The organism is Nocardia acidivorans NBRC 108247, assembly GCF_001625085.1.
In the GTDB taxonomy this organism is placed as follows: domain Bacteria; phylum Actinomycetota; class Actinomycetes; order Mycobacteriales; family Mycobacteriaceae; genus Nocardia; species Nocardia acidivorans.
On sequence record NZ_BDAW01000005.1, the window covers coordinates 99332 to 118654 of the forward strand.

Annotated in this window: 15 protein-coding genes and 1 tRNA gene; 12 read left to right on the plus strand and 4 right to left on the minus strand. The window is 67.3% G+C overall.

Annotated features, from left to right (window positions below; translation table 11 throughout):
- The first annotated feature begins 88 nt into the window (after nucleotides 1-88).
- Nucleotides 89-1411 carry a hypothetical protein gene (locus NA10_RS01505; RefSeq protein WP_157555930.1) on the plus strand — a complete coding sequence of 441 codons (1323 nt, stop codon included), beginning with the start codon at nucleotides 89-91 and terminating at the stop codon, nucleotides 1409-1411.
- Here the strand turns inward: NA10_RS01505 and NA10_RS01510 are convergent.
- From NA10_RS01510 to NA10_RS01525, 4 genes are all read right to left on the minus strand, one after another.
- Nucleotides 1366-2661 (minus strand): alpha/beta hydrolase family protein, encoded by a 1296-nt coding sequence (locus NA10_RS01510; protein ID WP_084514204.1) that lies wholly within the window; start codon nucleotides 2659-2661, stop codon nucleotides 1366-1368. The genes NA10_RS01505 and NA10_RS01510 overlap by 46 nt on opposite strands.
- A gap of 333 nt (nucleotides 2662-2994) precedes the next feature.
- A tRNA-Arg gene (locus tag NA10_RS01515) sits at nucleotides 2995-3070 on the minus strand.
- 121 nt (nucleotides 3071-3191) lie between these two features.
- Entirely contained in the window at nucleotides 3192-3908 is a 717-nt protein-coding gene (locus NA10_RS01520) for a DUF305 domain-containing protein (protein WP_084514205.1), read from the minus strand.
- On the minus strand, nucleotides 3908-4840 hold the full coding sequence (locus NA10_RS01525) for a thioredoxin-like domain-containing protein (protein ID WP_067562299.1): 933 nt from the start codon (nucleotides 4838-4840) through the stop codon (nucleotides 3908-3910). Before NA10_RS01525 ends, NA10_RS01520 begins: the two co-directional genes overlap by 1 nt.
- A gap of 125 nt (nucleotides 4841-4965) precedes the next feature.
- Here NA10_RS01525 and argS point away from each other — a divergent pair, with 125 nt between their 5' ends.
- The 11 genes from argS (at nucleotide 4966) to NA10_RS01580 (ending at nucleotide 19315) form a co-directional block, all read left to right on the plus strand.
- Entirely contained in the window at nucleotides 4966-6624 is a 1659-nt protein-coding gene (argS, locus tag NA10_RS01530; RefSeq protein WP_067562301.1) for an arginine--tRNA ligase, read from the plus strand.
- Nucleotides 6625-8046, plus strand: a complete 1422-nt coding sequence (lysA, locus tag NA10_RS01535; protein WP_067562303.1) for a diaminopimelate decarboxylase — start codon at nucleotides 6625-6627, stop codon at nucleotides 8044-8046.
- Nucleotides 8043-9398, plus strand: coding sequence for a homoserine dehydrogenase (locus NA10_RS01540; protein ID WP_084514206.1), 1356 nt, complete (start codon nucleotides 8043-8045; stop codon nucleotides 9396-9398). The genes lysA and NA10_RS01540 overlap by 4 nt, the downstream gene beginning before the upstream one ends.
- Complete coding sequence (thrC, locus tag NA10_RS01545) at nucleotides 9395-10498, plus strand: threonine synthase (RefSeq protein WP_067562305.1); 1104 nt, start codon at nucleotides 9395-9397, stop codon at nucleotides 10496-10498. The genes NA10_RS01540 and thrC overlap by 4 nt, the downstream gene beginning before the upstream one ends.
- A gap of 25 nt (nucleotides 10499-10523) precedes the next feature.
- Nucleotides 10524-11477 (plus strand): homoserine kinase, encoded by a 954-nt coding sequence (gene thrB, locus NA10_RS01550; protein WP_067562397.1) that lies wholly within the window; start codon nucleotides 10524-10526, stop codon nucleotides 11475-11477.
- Nucleotides 11478-11802: 325 nt separating this feature from the next.
- Nucleotides 11803-13899 (plus strand): transcription termination factor Rho, encoded by a 2097-nt coding sequence (gene rho, locus NA10_RS01555; RefSeq protein ID WP_084514207.1) that lies wholly within the window; start codon nucleotides 11803-11805, stop codon nucleotides 13897-13899.
- A 674-nt stretch (nucleotides 13900-14573) separates the two neighbouring features.
- Entirely contained in the window at nucleotides 14574-14795 is a 222-nt protein-coding gene (rpmE, locus tag NA10_RS01560) for a 50S ribosomal protein L31 (RefSeq protein ID WP_040856062.1), read from the plus strand.
- 229 nt (nucleotides 14796-15024) lie between these two features.
- Nucleotides 15025-16104, plus strand: a complete 1080-nt coding sequence (gene prfA, locus NA10_RS01565) for a peptide chain release factor 1 (RefSeq protein WP_067562308.1) — start codon at nucleotides 15025-15027, stop codon at nucleotides 16102-16104.
- 146 nt (nucleotides 16105-16250) lie between these two features.
- Entirely contained in the window at nucleotides 16251-17156 is a 906-nt protein-coding gene (gene prmC / locus NA10_RS01570; protein ID WP_067562402.1) for a peptide chain release factor N(5)-glutamine methyltransferase, read from the plus strand.
- A gap of 288 nt (nucleotides 17157-17444) precedes the next feature.
- A complete protein-coding gene (locus NA10_RS01575) occupies nucleotides 17445-18110 on the plus strand; it encodes an L-threonylcarbamoyladenylate synthase (protein ID WP_067562405.1) in 666 nt (221 codons plus the stop codon).
- 11 nt (nucleotides 18111-18121) lie between these two features.
- Nucleotides 18122-19315: a glycosyltransferase family 4 protein gene (locus tag NA10_RS01580; protein WP_067562309.1), complete on the plus strand. Its 1194-nt coding sequence runs from the start codon at nucleotides 18122-18124 to the stop codon at nucleotides 19313-19315.
- Nucleotides 19316-19323 lie beyond the last annotated feature (8 nt).

A 19323-nucleotide genomic window follows, 5' to 3' on the forward strand; every position in this document is an offset into this window, starting at 1 on the left:
TGAAGCGCGAGAAGCGCTCGATCACCGGTGAGAGGGTGACGAGATGGGCGCGAAGTTCGCGTTGGTGCAACCCATGGGCGTGACTGCGATGCCTGATATAAGGCGGTACACGGGGGTTGTCGAGGCCACCTCGGCATTCCTGGGTGCGGTGATCGCCGGGCTGTTGCTCATGGCCCCACTCGATCTGGCCTGGACCCAGCAGGGGCCGCTGGAGCTGGACCTGCTGATCCTGAATATGCCGCGGGCGGCCGCCGCGGGAGCCATGTTCGCGGTCATCGCCGCCGCGCTCGCGGTGGCGCTGGGACGGCGCACCGCCTGGGTCGCGGCCTTCGGCAGTGCCGCGATCCTGCTCGGTGATCACCTCTGGAATCTGAACAACGCCCTCACCGGAACACTCATCACCGTCAATTACGTCGACTCCATCTTCGGCGGCATCCTGCTCGGCGCTCTCACGGTCGCGGTCTTCGGCCGGCCCGTCGCCACCACCGCATTTCTCATCGGCGCGCTCGCCAGCATTCTGATCGGCGATCTCACCTCACTGCCCACCCCGGGCGGATCCCCCTCCTCGCTGGTCGAATGGGCGGCGAGCGGGACCCCGCCGCTGTGGCTGGTGGCGATCGCGGTGGTGGCGCTGGCGGCGGGCGCGGGAATTCAACGCGCGGAACCCCGATCGGAGGAGCAGGACGGCGGCGATCTGCCCATCGGCCCCATCCTCTCGGCGCTGTTCCTGGTCGGAATGACCGCGGTATCGACCGAATGGCTGGTCAAACATGCCGGGACGCCGATGCAGATCGCCGTCGTCGCCGCGGGCACGGTGGCGGTCGCGGTGCTCGGCGCGCTGCTGCTGCCGGGCCGCGACGGTGCGGTGGTGCTCACCGCGGTGGCGGTGGCCAACTCCGGCAGCGCCATTATCGCGGTGCCGCGACCGGATTGGAGTGCGCCGCTGCCGCTGGTCGCCGTGGTGGCGGGCTTCTATGCCGGACGCCGCTGGGGTTCGCCGCTGCTCGGGCTGTTCGGTTCCGCGGCGATCGGCGTCTTCGCGGCGCTCAGCGCGGAGTTCGGCCGCACCGACATGATCGTCCCGCTGCTCGGTATCACGGCCGTCGGCGCGCTGCTGGGCTACTGCTTCGCGGACGGTGCGAATACCCGCTCGGCCGGCAGCACCGCGGTGGCGCTGGCGGTGCTGCTGGTGCCCAGCCTGGTGGTCGCCCTGCGCGGCAGCAGTTTCGAACGCGTCGCGTACTCACCGCGCTGGTACCGCGATCCTTCCGGTGCCACCTCGGCGGTACCCGGCTGGGTATCGGTGGCGGTCAGCCTGGGCTGTGTGATCGGCCTGGTGCTGCTGTACCGCATGCGGCCGCTGGATCACCTGCCGAAGCGGCCGTTCACCCAACTCAGCGCATCCGCGTAGGACGCCTCCAGCACACCCCGGTGATCCACTCCGGGATAGGCGCGATACTGCACCGGGCGACCGGCCGCACGCTGTCGCATCACCATGGCATCGGTGGCCAGCGCGGGGATCGTGGTATCGGCCCGGCCCTGTAGGACGAGCAGCGGTTGCGTGAAAGTCAGTGTGCTGGGGTCGTTCTCGTTCAGTACGCGAGTCAGCGTGCTCATATCGCCGCCGGGGGAGAAGACCTCGCCCGGCGGAATGCCACCCCACTCCTGCGAATCACGCAGTTGGGCAATGCATCCGGTGTCTGCCAGCGACACCATGGCGGCCGCGCGCGGGGTGAGGAAGCGCGCCGGATCGACATCGGCGACCGTCTGCGCACCACGAATGATCAAGGGCAGGAATGCCGTACCGCCTCCGGTCAATGGGCCGAGCGCACCGGCCGCCCCGGTATTCGTCGCCATCTGGGAAGCCTGCAATCCGATGCCCTGGTGGGAGGCCGGAGCCAGCGCCACCGCGCCCAGCAGTTGCAATTCCGGAGCCCACTGCTGCGCCTGCGCATCGGTGAAGACCGCCGCCTGCCCGCCCTGTGAATGCCCCACGGCCACCCAGCGGGTGCCGATCTCCGGATCGACTTCCCGTGCGGCCCTTGCCATATCGGTGACGGCGCGCTGCTCGGCGGTGCCGATCAGATAGCCGTGCGGGCCCGGCGTGCCCAGCCCCTGATAATCGGTCTGCGCCACGGCGTATCCGGCGGCGATCCACTGCGCCTGCACCTTGCGTACGAGCGAGGTGTAGTCGTGCGCCGGGAAATCCGCGGACGTGTCGTGTGACGGCGCGCAGGAATCATCCACCCCGGTGGTGCCGTGCGCCCAGGAGATCAGCGGCCAGCCGCCCGGCGGCGCGTCCCCGTCCGGCACCGCGAGGGTTCCCGAGACCGCCACCGTATTGCCCCGCATATCCACGGACCGGTACAGCACCAGGTAGTTTCGCGCGCCCTCGACGCCGGGATCGCCGTCGATCGGGCGCAATTGGATCACCGACCCGGGCGCGCCGACCAGCCGGTCCGCGGGCGCGGCGTAGAACGCCGCCACATCGGTGGTCTCCTCGGACATCGAAATATTGGCCACGGGCGTCGCCTGTCCGGGCGCGACGGCCACACATGTTCCCGCGATCCCCGCCAGCACCGCGCTCATGATCAGCCCGGTCCGCCGCCGCGCATGTCGCCTCTGCGGTAGGTCTCCGCACCCCTCCTGGATGTCCGACATGCCCAAAAGATACCGGTCTGTTGGTCAATTGAGTGGGAAGGCGACACACCCCAGCGAGTGTCAGTCGCCCCGCCGTCATAGGTGCGCACGGGTTGCGTCCGCGCATCCGGAGACGCCGTGATCGTTCCGGTCGTGTCACCGAGCGCGGCGGATCGGATCCGCCGCGGGTTTCCGTCTCCCGGGGACGGCTCGACAAGCGGCACAACGACATCGACCGCGACGACAGCCAATGGGACAGGCTTCCAACGGGTTTACCCGTGTGATCGGACACGGGTATCGACCGCGGAACGAGAAAGGCCCCGATCGGCGAATGCCGGTCGGGGCCTTACGTTCTGGTGCCCTCGGCAGGATTCGAACCTGCGGCCTTCTGCTCCGGAGGCAGACGCTCTATCCCCTGAGCTACGAGGGCGGGGGTGGACCCGCTCGGACTTCTCGACTTTCCGAGTGGGCTGGGAAAGCGTATCGCATTGGCTGCGCAGCGCCAAAAAGGCGGGTGGACCGGGCGTTTTGAGGACGCCCGGTCCATCGAATCAACTGAGGGGGAGCGGATTCACATGACGTTCGGCGAGCATCTGAGTCATCAATTGGGCCTCGCTGGTCTGGGTTTTGACCATGGATTCGGCCAGCGAGCGGACCACATCGACCTCGGCGCGCTGCGCGGCGTACTCGGCCATCGGCATACCGCCCTGATGATGGCGCAGCATCAATTGCAGGAACAGCGAGTCCAGCGCGGGGCCGGTGGCCTGGCGCAGCGCGGTCAGCTCATCGGTGGAAGCCATACCGGGCATGACCTGCACGGGACCGGAATGCTCGGAGGTACCCGTGTGGTGATGCGCGGACATATCCGTCATCCAGCCCATATAGCCGCCGGTCGCCAGCAGCGGCTCATTCCAGAGTTGCAGCCAGGCCTGCATACGGCCCGCCTGATTCTGCTGGGTGGTGAGGATGTCGTAGGCCAGCCGCTTCACCGCGGGATCGGTGGAACCGCTCAGGGCCAGCGCGGACATTTCGACCGCCTGCGCGTGATGCACCGACATGTCCTGGCTGAAGCCGATATCCACCGCACTCGGCTGCTGCCCCGAATCGCGCTGATTGCCCACCAGCAGGCCCGCGGCGAAACCGACCAGCAGCACGGCGATCACGCCGAGCACCAGCAGCGCGGGCCGCTGACCGCGGCCCGTCGTCTCCACGGGTTCGGCCGCCTCGGAGTCGCCGGGCTCGTTCGCGTGCGACAGGAACGGCGGCATTACTGCGTCGGAGCCGGGGCCTCCGGCTGCGGCTCGTCGGTCGGGACCGGAATGCTCGGAATGCCGCCGGGCAGCGAGCCGCCGGGCGCGGTCTGGACGCCGCCGGGCATTCCGGGAATGCCACCGGGGAAGTTGGGGATACCGCCCGGGCTCTGGCCCGCGCCACCGAGTTCGGTGGTGTCGGCGGTCAGACCCTTACCGTCCATCGGCACCGCGTCGGCGCCCGGCTTGGACGGATCGAACGGCGGCGGGTTGGTGGTGTCGAAGGTCGGGTTCGCGCAGCTCGCGCCGACCTCGGGGTAGGTGTTCGAGTTCAGGCGCAGGTCCTTGATGAACCGGTCCAGCCGGGAATCGGTGACGCTCTGCAGCTTGAGCTGATGTCCCCACGCCTGCAAGGAGATCGGGCTGTCCATACCCGGGTACGGCGACATCAGCATGTACTGCTGGCCGTCGACCTTCTTCTTCAGCGTGTCGATGGTCGCGGCATCGACCTTGTCCGGGTTGTAGGTGATCCACACCGCGCCGTGTTCCAGCGAATGCACAGCATTCTCCGAGCGGATCGCCTTGGTGTACACATTGCCCATGCACGCCGCCCACGAACCGTCATGCGGGCCGCCGAAGGGCGGGGCCTGGTCATAGGCCACTCGCTGGGTGGAGGCCACGTGCAGACCGGCCGGATAGTCCTTCTTCACCACGCCGTCGATATACGCGGAGGGATTCTTGATCTCCTCCTTGGCGTTGTACTTCGGCACCAGGAATGCGGCGATCCCGCCGATCAGCGCCAGGACGGCCACCACCGCGGCAATGGTCATCCACGGAATGTTCCGCTTCACGGGCAGTTTGCCCCCGGTACCGCCCTTACGGGACTGACCTGACGATTTGCCCGCGGCTTTGATGGCCTTGGCCGACTTGGCACTGGTGCTGCTCGGCATAACTAGTTGTGCTCTCTTCGACGTGTTCGGACAATCAAGCGATGCGGCCGCATCGTTTGCTGGGCGCCTGCCCGTGAGGTGCCCGCGCGCGGCGTACACCTGCTCAGACCATAGGATAGTGACTCGTGACTCCAGCTGACCTTGCAGATCTCCTTCGCGCAACCGCGGCGAAGGTACTTGTCGAACGTGGATCCGACCCTTCGGTCCTGCCCGACGAGGTCAAGGTGGAGCGTCCCCGCAACCCCGAGCACGGTGACTATGCCACGAATGTGGCCATGCAGGTAGGCAAGCGGGCCGGAATGAACCCGCGCGACTTTGCGAATCTGCTCGCCGAGGCGCTCGGTCAGGCCGAGGGCATCGAGGTCGCCGAGGTCGCCGGACCGGGCTTCCTGAACATCCGCCTGGCCAAGGCCGCCCAGGGCGCGATCGTGCAGAACATCCTGGCCGCGGGCCCGAAGTACGGCACCGGGGACGCGCTCGCCGGAATCAAGATCAACCTGGAGTTCGTCTCCGCCAACCCGACCGGACCCATCCACCTCGGCGGCACCCGCTGGGCCGCCGTGGGTGACGCGCTCGGCCGCATTCTGTCGGCCCAGGGCGCGCAGGTCACCCGTGAGTACTACTTCAACGATCACGGCGCGCAGATCGACCGCTTCGCCAACTCCCTGGTCGCGGCCGCCACCGGTCAGCCCACCCCGGAGGACGGCTACGGCGGCGCGTACATCAAGGAGATCGCCGACACCATCGTCGCCGCGAACCCGGGTGCGGCCGAACTGCCCGAGAGCGAACGGCACGAACTGTTCCGCCGCGAGGGCGTCGAGCTGATGTTCGCGCAGATCAAGCAGAACCTGCACGAATTCGGCGTCGACTTCGACGTGTACTTCAACGAGAGTTCGCTGTTCGAGTCCGGCACGGTCGAGAAGGCCATCGCCACGCTCAAGGCCTCGGGCAAGCTCTACGAGAAGGACGGCGCCTGGTGGATCGCCTCCACCGAGTACGGCGATGACAAGGATCGCGTCGTCATCAAGAGCGATGGCAACTCCGCGTACATCGGCGGCGATATCGCCTACTTCCAGAACAAGCGCTCGCGCGGATTCGACCTGTGCATCTACATGCTGGGCGCGGACCATCACGGTTACATCGGCCGGTTGAAGGCCGCCGCGGCCGCGTTCGGCGACAACCCGGACACCGTCGAGGTGCTCATCGGCCAGATGGTGAATCTGCTCGAAGGCGATGTGGCCGTGCGCATGTCCAAGCGCGCGGGCACCGTGGTCACGCTCGACGATCTGGTCGAGGCGATCGGCGTGGATGCCGCGCGCTACTCGCTGGTTCGCTCCTCGGTGAACTCGAGCATCGATATCGACCTGGACCTGTGGACCAAGCAGGACACCGAGAACCCGCTGTACTACGTGCAATACGCGCACGCGCGCACCAACAACATCATCGGCAACTCCGCCGCGTTCGACTTCGCCTCGGTCGCACCGGATTTCAGTGAGATGACCGCCGATCGCGAAGGCGCGCTGATCCGTACGCTCGGCGAATACCCGCGCGTGCTCGCCACCGCCGCCGAAATGCGCGAACCGCATCGCGTGGTCCGCTACCTGGAAGAGCTCGCGGGCGTCTACCACCCGTTCCAGTCCGATAAGGAGATGCGGGTGCTCCCCATGGGAGACGAACCCGTCACCCCCCGTAATGCCGCTCGCCTCGAGCTGGTCAAAGCCACCCGTCAGGTCCTCGCCAACGGCCTCGGCCTGCTCGGCGTCACTGCCCCGGAGCGTATGTAAATGAGTGCACATCCCGCCGGTCCCCGTCACGCGGACATCCCGCCCGCGCAGAATCTGCCCGAGCGGCCGGAGAATCCGCAGCAGATGATCACGCTGCCCGCGAATGTGTGGCCGCGCAACGCTTCTCGCGATGCCGACGGTGTCGTACGGCTCGCCGGTGTGCCGGTGCACGAGCTGGCCGCCGAGTACGGCACCCCGCTGTTCGTCATCGACGAGGGCGACTTCCGTTCCCGCTGCCGCGATATGGTCCGCGCCTTCGGTCCGGACACGCGAGTGCACTACGCCTCCAAGGCTTTTCTCTCCGCCGAGATCGCCCGCTGGATCCGCGACGAGGGCCTGCACCTGGATGTCTGCTCCGGCGGCGAGCTCGCCGTGGCGCTGCACGCCGGCTTCCCGGCCGAGCGAATCGCCTTGCACGGCAACAACAAATCCGTTCCCGAACTGGAGCTGGCGGTCGCGAAGGGCATCGGCCACATCGTGCTCGATTCGCTGATCGAGATCGAGCGCCTGGAAGCGGTGGCCAAGAGCGCCGGCAAGGTCGTCGAGGTACTGGTGCGAGTCACCGTGGGCGTGGAGGCTCACACCCACGAGTACATCTCCACCGCGCACGAGGATCAGAAGTTCGGTTTCTCCATCGCCAGCGGCGATGCCATGGAGGCCATCGCCCGGGTCTTCGAGTCCGACAACCTGAAGCTGGTCGGCCTGCACAGCCATATCGGCTCGCAGATCTTCGAGATCGACGGCTTCGAGGTCGCCGCGCGCCGTATGCTGCGCCTGCTGTACGACGTCATCGAGAAGTTCGGCGTCGAGCGCACCGCGCAGATCGCGACACTGGATCTCGGTGGCGGCCTTGGTATTTCGTACCTGGCGAGTGACGATCCGCCGCCGCTGGAGGACTTCGCCGCGAAGGTCCGCGATCTGGTCGCGGCCGAGGCCGCGCAGATCGGGCTGCCCAAGCCGCAGCTCGCGGTCGAGCCCGGTCGGGCCATCGCCGGGCCCGGTACGGTCACCTTGTACGAGGTCGGCACCACCAAGGATGTGGTGCTGGACGCGGGCGCGCGCCGCCGCTATGTCAGCATCGACGGCGGTATGAGCGACAATATCCGGCCCGCCCTCTATCAGGCCGAATACGACTGCCGCCTGGTCTCGCGCTCCAGCGAGGCCGCCCCGGTGGTCGCTCGGGTGGTCGGAAAGCATTGCGAGAGTGGGGATATCGTCATTCGCGATACCTGGCTCCCGGCCGATGTCGGTCCGGGTGATCTGGTTGCGGTGGCGGCTACCGGCGCGTACTGCTACTCGATGTCGAGCCGTTACAACATGCTCACCCGGCCCGCCGTGGTCGCGGTGCGAGACGGTAAGGCGCGCTTGATCCTTCGTCGTGAAACGGTGGAGGACCTACTCAGCTTGGAGGTGAATGCATGACCGCCACGGCGAGCCGTGTAAAGGACACAGCAGTGAGGACCGGCGTGTGGGGATCGGATCATCCGATCGGAATCGCGGTGCTCGGTATGGGCACGGTCGGCACCGAAGTGGTTCGCATCATTCGCAACCAGGCCGAGGATCTCTGCAATCGCGTCGGCGCGCCCGTCGTGCTGCGCGGAGTGTCGGTCCGCGATCTGAGCAAGGACCGCGGCATTCCGGCCGAACTGCTCACCACCGACGCCGAGGCCCTGGTCGCGCGCGATGACGTGGATATCGTGGTCGAGGTCATGGGCGGTATCGATCCGGCGCGCAAGCTGATCAAGACCGCGCTCGAGGCCGGTAAGTCCGTGGTCACCGCCAATAAGGCGCTGCTCGCCGACCACACCGGTGAACTCGCCTCCGCCGCCGAGGCCCATCGCGCCGACCTGTACTTCGAGGCCGCCGTCGCCGGTGCGATCCCGGTGGTGCGCCCGCTCATCCAGTCGCTCTCGGGCGATCGGGTGAACCGCGTGGTCGGCATTGTCAACGGCACCACCAACTTCATCCTCTCGGCCATGGCCGAGACCGGCGCGGCCTACGCCGATGTGCTGGCCGAGGCCACCCGACTGGGCTACGCCGAGGCCGATCCGACCGCCGATGTCGAGGGCTACGACGCCGCCGCCAAGGCCGCCATCCTCGCCTCGGTCGCCTTCCACACCCGCGTGACCTCGGCCGATGTCTACCGCGAGGGCATCTCCGCGATCACCGCCGAGGATCTCGAGACCGCCGCGGCCGTCGGCTGCACCGTCAAACTGCTGGCCATGGCCGAGCGCGTCACCGATGACGGCGGCAAGGAGTCCATCTCGGTGCGCGTCTATCCGGCGCTCATCCCGCGCAAGCATCCGCTGGCCTCGGTCAGCGGCGCGTTCAATGCCGTCGTGGTGGAGGCCGAGAACTCCGGTCGCCTGATGTTCTACGGCCAGGGCGCGGGCGGCGCGCCGACCGCATCGGCCGTCATGGGCGATCTGGTGATGGCCGCGCGCAACAAGTTCTACGGTGGTCGCGCACCCGGCGAGTCGGTTTATGCTGAGCTGCCGATCGCCTCGATCGGCGACACCCCCACCCGCTACCACGTGAATATGCAGGTCGCGGACCGCACCGGCGTATTGCAGGCGGTCGCGGGCGAATTCGCCAAGCACGGGGTGAGCATTTCGACGGTCCGCCAGGAGGGCCACGACGCGGGCGCGCGCCTGGTCGTGGTGACCCACCACGCGCGGGAATCGGACCTGGCAGATACCGTTGCCGCGTTGGCCGAACTGGACTCCGTCACATCCGTGACCAGTGTTCTGAGATTGGAAGGCACCGAGGAATGAGTACGACAGCGCGGGCCGCGGCGAGCCGCGAATCCGGTACCGCCGCCCCCTGGCCCGGTCTGATCGCCGCGTACCGGGATCGACTCCCGCTCGGCGCGGACTGGGAGCCGGTCACGCTGTTCGAGGGCGGCACCCCGCTGGTCGCCGCCACGCACCTGTCGGAGCTCACCGGCTGTGAGGTGTATCTCAAGGTCGAGGGCGCGAACCCGACCGGTTCCTTCAAGGACCGCGGTATGACCATGGCCATGACCGAGGCCAAGGCCAGCGGTAAGAAGGCCGTGCTCTGCGCCTCCACCGGCAATACCTCCGCCTCCGCGGCCGCCTACGCCACGCGCGCGGGCCTGCACTGCGCGGTGCTGATTCCGCAGGGCAAGATCGCCATGGGCAAGCTGGCCCAGGCGGTCATGCTGGGCGCGAAGATCATTCAGGTCGAGGGCAATTTCGACGACTGCCTCGAGCTGGCGCGCAAGGTCACCGCGGAGTTCCCCGAGGTCGGACTCGTGAACTCGGTCAACCCGTTCCGTATCGAGGGCCAGAAGACCGCCGCCTTCGAAATCGTGGACGTGCTCGGCAAGGCCCCCGATGTGCATGTGCTCCCGGTCGGTAACGCGGGCAATATCACCGCGTACTGGAAGGGCTACGGCGAGTACTTCGCCGACGGCATCACCACCTCGCGGCCGCGCATGCTCGGCGTGCAGGCCGCGGGCGCCGCGCCGCTGGTGCACGGCGCGCCGGTGAAGGATCCCGAGACCATCGCCACCGCGATTCGGATCGGCGCTCCCGCGTCGTGGAATCAGGCCATGGCGGCCAAGCAGGAGTCCGGAGGTGCGTTCCGCGCGGCCACCGATGCGGAGATCCTGGAGGCGTACCGCCTGGTCGCGAGCACCGAGGGCGTTTTCGTCGAGCCCGCCTCGGCCGCCTCGGTCGCCGGACTGCTCGCCGCCCGCGAGGATGGCTGGCTGGATGCCGGTCTCACGGTCGTGTGCACCGTGACCGGCAACGGCCTCAAGGATCCCGACAACGCCCTCAAGGGCATGCCGGAGATCACCCCGATCCAGGTCGATCCGATCGCCGTGGCCCGTGAACTCGAGCTGGGCTGAATTGAATTCGCGCGAAGGTCAGTTGATGACCAGGACCCTGCCCGCCGGAATCGCCGTCACCGTGCGGGTTCCGGCGTCCAGTGCGAATCTGGGTCCTGGATTCGATACTCTCGGCATCGCTTTGGGGCTGTACGACGAGATCGTGGTGTGCACCACCGATACCGGGCTGAACATCCGAGTCGAGGGTGAGGGTGCGGACGATGTGCCCTGGGGCCCTTCACATCTCGTCGTGCGCGCCATCGAACGTGGTCTACAGGCCGCGGGCGTCTGGGCGGACGGTCTGGACGTGCTGTGCCGCAACGTGATTCCGCATTCGCGGGGGTTGGGCTCCTCGGCCTCCGCGGTGGTCGGCGGTCTGGCCGCCGGTCGGGGTCTGGCCGCGAAATTCGATGCGGCGCTGGCCTATGACGATGAGGTCATGGTGCAGCTCGCGGCCGAATTCGAGGGTCATCCGGACAATTCCTCGGCCAGTGTGCTGGGCGGAATCGTGGTCTCCTGGACCGAAACCGACCGCCCCGCAGACGAAAACGGCCTGGTGGACCATCACACCCGTGCGTACCGCGCGGTGCGGCTGGAACCGCACCCCGCACTGCGCCCCGTGGTGCTGATCCCCGAAGAGCGGTCCTCCACCGCGCATACCCGGGGACTGCTGCCGGACAAGGTCCCGCACGCCGACGCGGCCTTCAACGCCAGTCGCGCCGCGCTCGCCGTCGTGGCCCTGACGCAGCGTCCTGACCTGCTGCTCCCCGCCACCGCGGACCGGCTACATCAGGGCTACCGGGCCACCGCGCTCCCGCTCACCACCCAGTGGATCGAGCGTCTGCGCGCGGCGGGGATCGCCGCCACCGTCTCGGGCGCGGGTCCGACCATTTTGGCCCTCGGGACCAGCGAATTCCCTGCGGAACTGCGTGAACTCGCCATTGCCGACGGCCTGCGCGTGCTCGAACCGGGCATTGCCGACGGCGTCCTGGTGGATTGACAGCGCGCCTGCCTTGCCGATGTAAAGGCCGAGAGCTATCCTGAGCGAGTCCGTACATCGTGCGCGTCAGACGCCGGTGCTTCATCAGGGCAAATCGCTCCAGAGGCTCCTTGCTCAGGCTCGAGGCTTGAGGCTCGAAACTTGGGGGTAGCCAGTTCACTGGAATGATCTCTCCCACCTTTTCACTCGGTGGCGAAGCCCACGCGGTGGTAGAACCACCAATCCGGCGCAGCACGCGATACGGCATCCGAGTCCGGCATACGACCGGACTGCAGGAGGAACCCTCGAACAGGCACACGGCAGTCGAGGGAAGGAAAGGATTTCCGTGACCGAAACGGACCTGCTCGCGACCCCCGGGGTGGAAAGTGATTCAACCTCCTCGGATCGCGAAAGTGAATCCGGACAGATTTCGAAGATGAGCGAACACACTGACATCGCACGATCGGGGCTGACTGGAATGTTGTTGCCGCAGTTGCGTGCGCTTGCGGGGGAACTCGGTATTCGAGGCACTTCCGGAATGCGTAAGGGTGATCTCATCGCCGCCATCAAGGAGAATCAGTCCGGTGGCGCCAAGGCGACCGCGGCGGTCGGCAAGGCCACCACCGCGCGAAATGCCAAGGGCAAGGGCGATACCGCGCCGACCGGTGGCGAATCCGCCCCGGCCGATGCCGCTCCCGCGAAGGCCGTCAAGGCCGAGAATGCTCCCGCGCAGGAGGCCAACTCCTCCGCGAAGGTCGAGAACGTCCGGACCAAGACCGACGTTCCGACGTACAACTCCGCACCCGCTCGGGAGAGCGCCGCGGACAAGTCCGCCGAGCCGCGTGAGGCCAGGCGGGACGAGGGCGACAACGCCCGCGCCGAAGGCGGCGACGACAGCCGTGACGGCGGCCAGCGTGGCCGCGGTCGCCAGCGTCGGGGCCGTGACCAGCGCGCCGAACAGCGCACCGGCGCCGGCAATGCCACCACCGAGGCCACGGCCTCGGAGACCACCTCCACCGGCGAGTCCAAGCCGGAATCCGAGGGTGGTGAGCGTCGCCGCGAGCGCAATAACAACCAGCAGTCCGGCGGCGGGAACCAGCAGAACAACCAGAACGGCACCGCGCGCGGCGGCAACAACGACCGCGACCGCAATCGCGGACCCGCCGCCGAGGACGACGAGGAAGGCGGCCGCGGTCGCCGGGGCCGTCGCTTCCGCGAGCGTCGCCGTGGGCGTGACCGCGATGGCGCGCCGGGCGAAACCAGCCGGGAGAGCCGGGAATTGGAGATCCGCGAGGACGATGTCCTGCAGCCGGTCGCCGGAATTCTCGACGTCCTGGACAACTACGCGTTCGTCCGCACCTCCGGCTACCTGGCCGGGCCGAACGACGTGTACGTGTCGATGAACCTGGTCCGCAAGAACGGTCTGCGCCGCGGTGACGCCATCACCGGTGCGGTGCGCGCCCCGCGGGACGGCGATCAGAGCAATCAGCGGCAGAAGTTCGATCCGCTGGTGCGCCTGGACACCATCAACGGTTCGGATATCGAATCCGCCAAGCGCCGTCCGGAGTTCCAGAAGCTCACCCCGCTGTACCCGAATCAGCGACTGCGGCTGGAGACCCAGCCGAACAAGCTGACCACGCGCATCATCGATCTGATCATGCCGATCGGTAAGGGTCAGCGCGCGCTGATCGTGTCCCCGCCCAAGGCGGGTAAGACCACGATCATGCAGGACATCGCCAACGCGATCGCCGTGAACAACCCCGAGTGCTACCTGATGGTCGTGCTGGTGGACGAGCGTCCCGAGGAAGTGACCGATATGCAGCGCTCCGTGCGCGGCGAGGTCATCGCCTCCACGTTCGACCGCCCGCCGGGCGATCACACCTCGGTCGCCGAACTCGCCATCGAGCGCGCCAAGCGCCTGGTGGAGATGGGCCAGGATGTCGTGGTGCTGCTCGACTCGATCACCCGATTGGGCCGCGCGTACAACAACTCGTCCCCGGCTTCGGGCCGAATCCTTTCCGGTGGTGTGGATTCCACCGCGCTGTACCCGCCCAAGCGGTTCCTCGGCGCGGCCCGCAATATCGAGAACGGCGGCTCGCTCACCATTATCGCGACCGCGATGGTGGAGACCGGTTCCACCGGTGACACGGTCATCTTCGAGGAGTTCAAGGGCACGGGTAACGCCGAGCTCAAGCTCGATCGCAAGATCGCCGAGCGCCGCGTGTTCCCGGCGGTCGACGTCAACCCGTCCGGCACCCGCCGCGACGATCTGCTGATGTCACCCGACGAGGCCGGGGTGCTGCACAAGCTGCGCCGCGTGCTCTCGGGCCTGGATTCGCATCAGGCCATCGACCTGCTCGTGGATCGACTCAAGAAGACCAAGAGCAATGCCGAATTCCTGATGACCGTTTCGAAGACCGCCCCCAACGCGCTCGACGAATAAGGTTTGTACGCAGGCGATTTCGCCTGGGAGAGCTCGGCGGCAGCCCCACTTCGGTGGGGCTGTCGCCGTTGCGCGGGTAGGTACGTGGGTAGGCGAACCGGGTCCGGGCGCGGGGCGTAGAACATGAGCCCGATCACGGCCGCCCCGAAGATCATGAAGGCGAGAATGGACGCGGTCACGGCACCGGACTGTGCATCCGGGGCCGTGACCGCTGTGTAGGTGAGCGTGCCGTCCCCGTGTGGCGGGGTAGGGGCCGGGGCCCGGTTCCCCGCCGCACGACCGGACTCATCGGGAGCGGCACACCAGCCCACGATCACGATCAGAGTCAGTACTCCCAGGACCACCCCCGCGGCGATCTCCGCATCCTTCCTGGTCACAGCTGCCCTTCCCGTAGTCGCGAGGCTCTCACCTGCGACTACTCTATGAACAACGGTGTTCGCATTCTTGAGTAGCGAACTACTCGTCTTCAGCCTCGCTCGAGTATCGTGAACTTGCGTGCCCACAGTTTCTTGGGGGTGACACGAAACCGACCTGTTGGTTGGTTCAATGCCCGGCGGGACCCTCCCGGAATTTTTCGCGCCTCGGCATTGTCTATACTTTCCGTTTGGCAACCATGCCTAGTCGGTTCCGGTTCACGCCTCGCGAGGCGACCCGGCGCCATTCGAAAGGACACCATGAAGGCAGGAATTCACCCCACGTACGTCGATACGACGGTCGTGTGCGGCTGCGGCAACACCTTCCAGACCAAGAGCACCAAGGAGTCCGGCCAGATCACGGTCGAAGTTTGCTCCCAGTGCCACCCGTTCTACACGGGCAAGCAGAAGATCCTGGACACCGGTGGCCGCGTGGCTCGCTTCGAGGCTCGCTACGGCAAGCGCGACAAGGCTGCCAAGTAGCTACTCTGTCGACGCCCGTCCTGCACCAGCAGGCCGGGCGTCGCTGTGTTTAATTGCCTCCGCTTCGCTCCGGCGGGTTCGCGGCCCCGGGAGTCTCGTTCTTCCCTCCCTCCGCTCCTCCGCTTCGCTCCCCCGCTCCACTCAGTCCAGAACGAGACGGGCCGCGAACTTCGAGGTCGGGGTGTCCGGGAAACCAGTTGTGAATAGCCCAACCCGAGGAGCAACCGCGATGGCTGACAAGACGGCCCCCAACGCGATCGACGACATCCTGGCCGAATACGGCGCACTCGAAGCCCAGCTGGCCGATCCGGATCTGCACAATAATCCGGGCGCGGCCCGCCGCGTCGGCAAGCGCTTCGCCGAACTCGGCCCCATCATGGCGGCCTACAACAAACTGACCGCCACGCGTGACGATCTGGCCGCGGCCGAAGAGCTGGCCGCCGACGACTCGTCCTTCGCCGCCGAGATTCCGGGCTTGCGCGCACAGGTCGAGGAACTGGAGAAGACGCTCACCGACCTGCTCGCCCCGCGCGACCCGCATGACGCGGATGACGTTGTGCTGGAAGTGAAATCGGGCGAAGGCGGTGAGGAATCCGCGCTCTTCGCCTCCGATTTGGCGCGCATGTACATCCGGTACGCCGAACGGCACGGCTGGAAGGTCGAGGTGCTGGACGCCAATATCACCGATATGGGCGGCTACAAAGAGGCAACCATCTCCATCAAGGCCAAGGAACCGTCCCTGGACGGGGTCTGGTCCAAGCTCAAATTCGAGGGCGGCGTGCACCGCGTCCAGCGCGTGCCCGTCACCGAATCGCAGGGGCGTATCCACACCTCCGCCGCCGGTGTCCTGGTGTACCCCGAGCCGGACGAGGTGGAGGAGGTGCAGATCGACGACAAGGATCTGCGCGTCGATGTGTACCGGTCCTCGGGCAAGGGCGGACAGGGCGTCAACACCACGGACTCCGCGGTCCGCATCACCCACCTACCCACCGGCATCGTCGTGACCTGCCAGAACGAGCGCTCCCAGCTGCAGAACAAGATGCGCGCCATGCAGGTGCTCAGCGCGCGCCTGCAAGCCCTCGCCGAGGAGCAGGCCGATCAGGAAGCCGCCGCCGGCCGCGCCTCGCAGATCCGCACCGTCGACCGCTCCGAGCGCATCCGCACCTACAACTTCCCCGAGAACCGCATTGCCGATCACCGCATCGGTTTCAAGGCGCACAACCTCGATTCGGTCCTCGACGGCAACCTGGACGACCTCTTCCAGGCCCTCGGCGAAGCCGACCGCGCCGCCCGCCTCGCCGCCGAATAGGGCGCGCTGTCGCCGGGGCCCGGCAACCCCCGGGTTCGGGACGGGACAACTGATTTCGTGAGAATATGGGTAACTCCCGGGGTACCCCCGGAACCCGTGTGGCACCTGGCCGTCGGCCCGGTACGGAAGGATCGAGGCTCGCACTGATCGGCAAGAGTTCCGGGGAGGCGGCGCGGCATCGCGAGCCATTGCGACCGGCGATCCGCGAGGCTGTCGAGATATTGGCGGCGGCCGGGGTGCACAGCCCGGCCGCGGACGCGGAATACCTTGCCGCACATGTGCTCGGGGTCGATCGCATGCGCTTGGCCCTGGTGCCCATGGTGACCGCCGACCAGCTCGAGGAGTTCCGCAAGCTGGTCGCCCGGCGGGCGGAACGCGTTCCGCTGCAACATCTTACGGGCACGGCCGCAATGGGGGAGATCGATCTGGCGGTCGGTCCGGGCGTGTTCATTCCGCGCCCGGAGACCGAACTGCTCTTCGCCTGGGCACTGGCCAGACTCGAGGTGCTGGGCCATGAACACCAGCCCGTCGTGGTCGACCTGTGCACCGGCTCGGGGGCTTTGGCGCTGGCCATCGCGCACGCCCGACCCGACGCCCAGGTGCACGCGGTGGAGTTGGACTCCGAGGCGCTGGCCTGGGCGCGCCGCAATGCCCTGCAACTCGCCGACGAGGGCGACACCCCCATCGACCTGCACCATGGGGATGTCACCGATCCCGCTCTGCTGGAGCGGCTCTCGGGCAAGGTCGACATAGTCGTCTCCAACCCGCCCTACATCCCCGAATCCGCGGTGCTGGATCCCGAAGTGGCGGACCACGATCCGCACCGCGCCCTCTTCGGCGGCCCCGACGGGCTGTCGGTGATCCGCCCGATGATCCCCAACATCACCCGCCTGCTGCGCCCCGGCGGCGCGGTCGCCATCGAACACGACGACACCAACGGTTCCGGCGTGGCCGCCCTCCTCACCGCCGCGGGCTACACCGCCGTCCTGGAACACCCCGACCTCGCGGGCAAACCCCGCTTCGTAGTAGCCCACCGCGGTACCGAGCTGTGAGGCAGGACGCCACCCCGTCATCCCGGCGCTCCTTGGGCCGGGATCCACGGAAACCCGTCGGCCCATGACCTGTGTGGATCCGGGCCGAACACATGCCGGGATGACGAGGCGAGAGCGGCATCGCAGGTCGAGCCGTGCGGAAACCGGCGTATCGGACATGACCGGTGTGGCCGGGGATCGCGAATCCGCGGGCCCTGGATTCGGCCGGCGGACGGAATTGGTCATGCGGTGTGGTGCGAGCGGACCGCGACGGTGGCGATGGAAGCCGGTCGTGCCAAGATGTCAGCCGTGAGTACCGTCTACGACTGTGCCGATTCCGATTCGCGGGCCGCGGGGTTGATCGCGGCGCGGAGTGCGCTGAAATCGGGACGGCTGGCTGTGATTCCTACCGACACGCTGTACGGGCTGGCCGCCGACGCCTTCGACAGCCAGGCTGTCAGCGCGCTGCTCGCCGCCAAACGACGCGGGCGGGATATGCCGGTGCCGGTGCTGGTCGGATCGTGGAACACGATCGACGGACTGGTGTTCTCGGTGCGCCCGCAGGCCCGCGAGCTGATTCGCGCCTTCTGGCCCGGCGGGCTGAGTCTTGTTGTGCAGCAGGCGCCTTCGCTGGCCTGGGACCTGGGGGACACCCGGGGGACGGTCATGCTGCGGATGCCGTTGCATCCGGTCGCGCTCGAGCTGCTGCGCGAGGTCGGCCCGCTGGCGGTGTCGAGCGCGAATGTCTCGGGCCAGCCCCCGGCCAAAACCGTCGGCGAGGCCAAGGCGCAGCTCGGCGATCTGGTGGGCGTCTACCTCGACGGCGGCCCGGCCGATCACGCGATCGCCTCCACCATCGTGGACCTGACCTCCGACGCGCCGCGCATTCTGCGCGCGGGCGCGGTCCCCACCGAGAAGGTGGCGGAGGTCCTCGGCATGCCGCCGGAGGAGCTGCTTTCCCAGAGCACACGGTGACGGCCCGATAGATGCTGTTGAGTCAGGGCGTTTTCAGCCAGGGCGCGGTCGTCCCGCTGCGGGAGCTGCTGCTGGTGCTGTTCGTCGCGTCGGTGGTGACGTTTCTGAGCACCGGCGGAATTCGGGTGGCCGCCATCAGCTTCGGCGCGGTGGCGGTGCCCCGTGAGCGTGACGTCCATGTGAAGCCGGTCCCGCGCATGGGCGGTCTCGGCATCTACCTGGGTGTGGTCGCGGCCGTACTGTTCGCGCATCAACTGCCCGCACTGCGCCGCGGTTTCGATTATCCGAAGGACATTCCCGCGGTGCTGGCCGCGGGCACGCTGATCGTGCTGGTCGGCATTATCGATGACCGCTGGGGCCTGGACGCGCTCACCAAATTCGTCGGTCAGGTGACCGCCGCCGGGGTGATGGCGGTGATGGGCCTGTCCTGGGTGGCGATCTACAACCCCTTCACCAATGAGACCGTGGTGCTGGATCCGCTGCAGGGCGGTCTGGTCACCGTCGGCATCACCGTCACCCTGATCAATGCCATGAATTTCGTGGACGGCCTCGACGGTTTGGCCGCGGGCCTGGGATTCATCGCCTCGGTGGCGGTTTTCGTCTTCAGCGTGGGCCTGCTCTACGAGGTGGGCGGCTCCACCGATACGTATCCGCCCGCACTGCTGGCCGCCGCGCTCGCCGGCGGTTGTCTGGGATTTCTCGCGCACAATTTTCAGCCCGCGCGAATATTCATGGGCGATACCGGTTCCATGCTCATCGGATTGGTGCTTGCCGCGGTCTCTACGGGTGCGTCGGGCCGAATTCCATTGCAGGGTTACGGCCCGCGCGACATCGTCGGTCTGCTGTCGCCGCTGTTGCTGGTCGGCGCGGTCATGTTCATTCCGGTGCTTGATCTTGTTTTGGCCATCGTGCGCCGGGTTCGCGCGGGTGTGAGTTTCTCCACCCCGGACAAAATGCATCTGCACCACCGTTTGCTGCAGATCGGCCATTCGCATCGCCGCGTGGTGTTGTTGATCTACTTGTGGGTGAGCGTCTTCGCATTCGGCGCGGTCGGCACCTCGCTGATGGATCGCCGCGTGGTGGTGCTGCTCTTCGCCGCGGGCCTGGTATTCGCCCTGATCGTCACGTCCGTGCCGTCCTGGCGCGACCTCACCGATCGGACCGCGCGCAAACCACCGCGCGGCCCGGACGCGACCGCCCGGTAGAGTTTGCG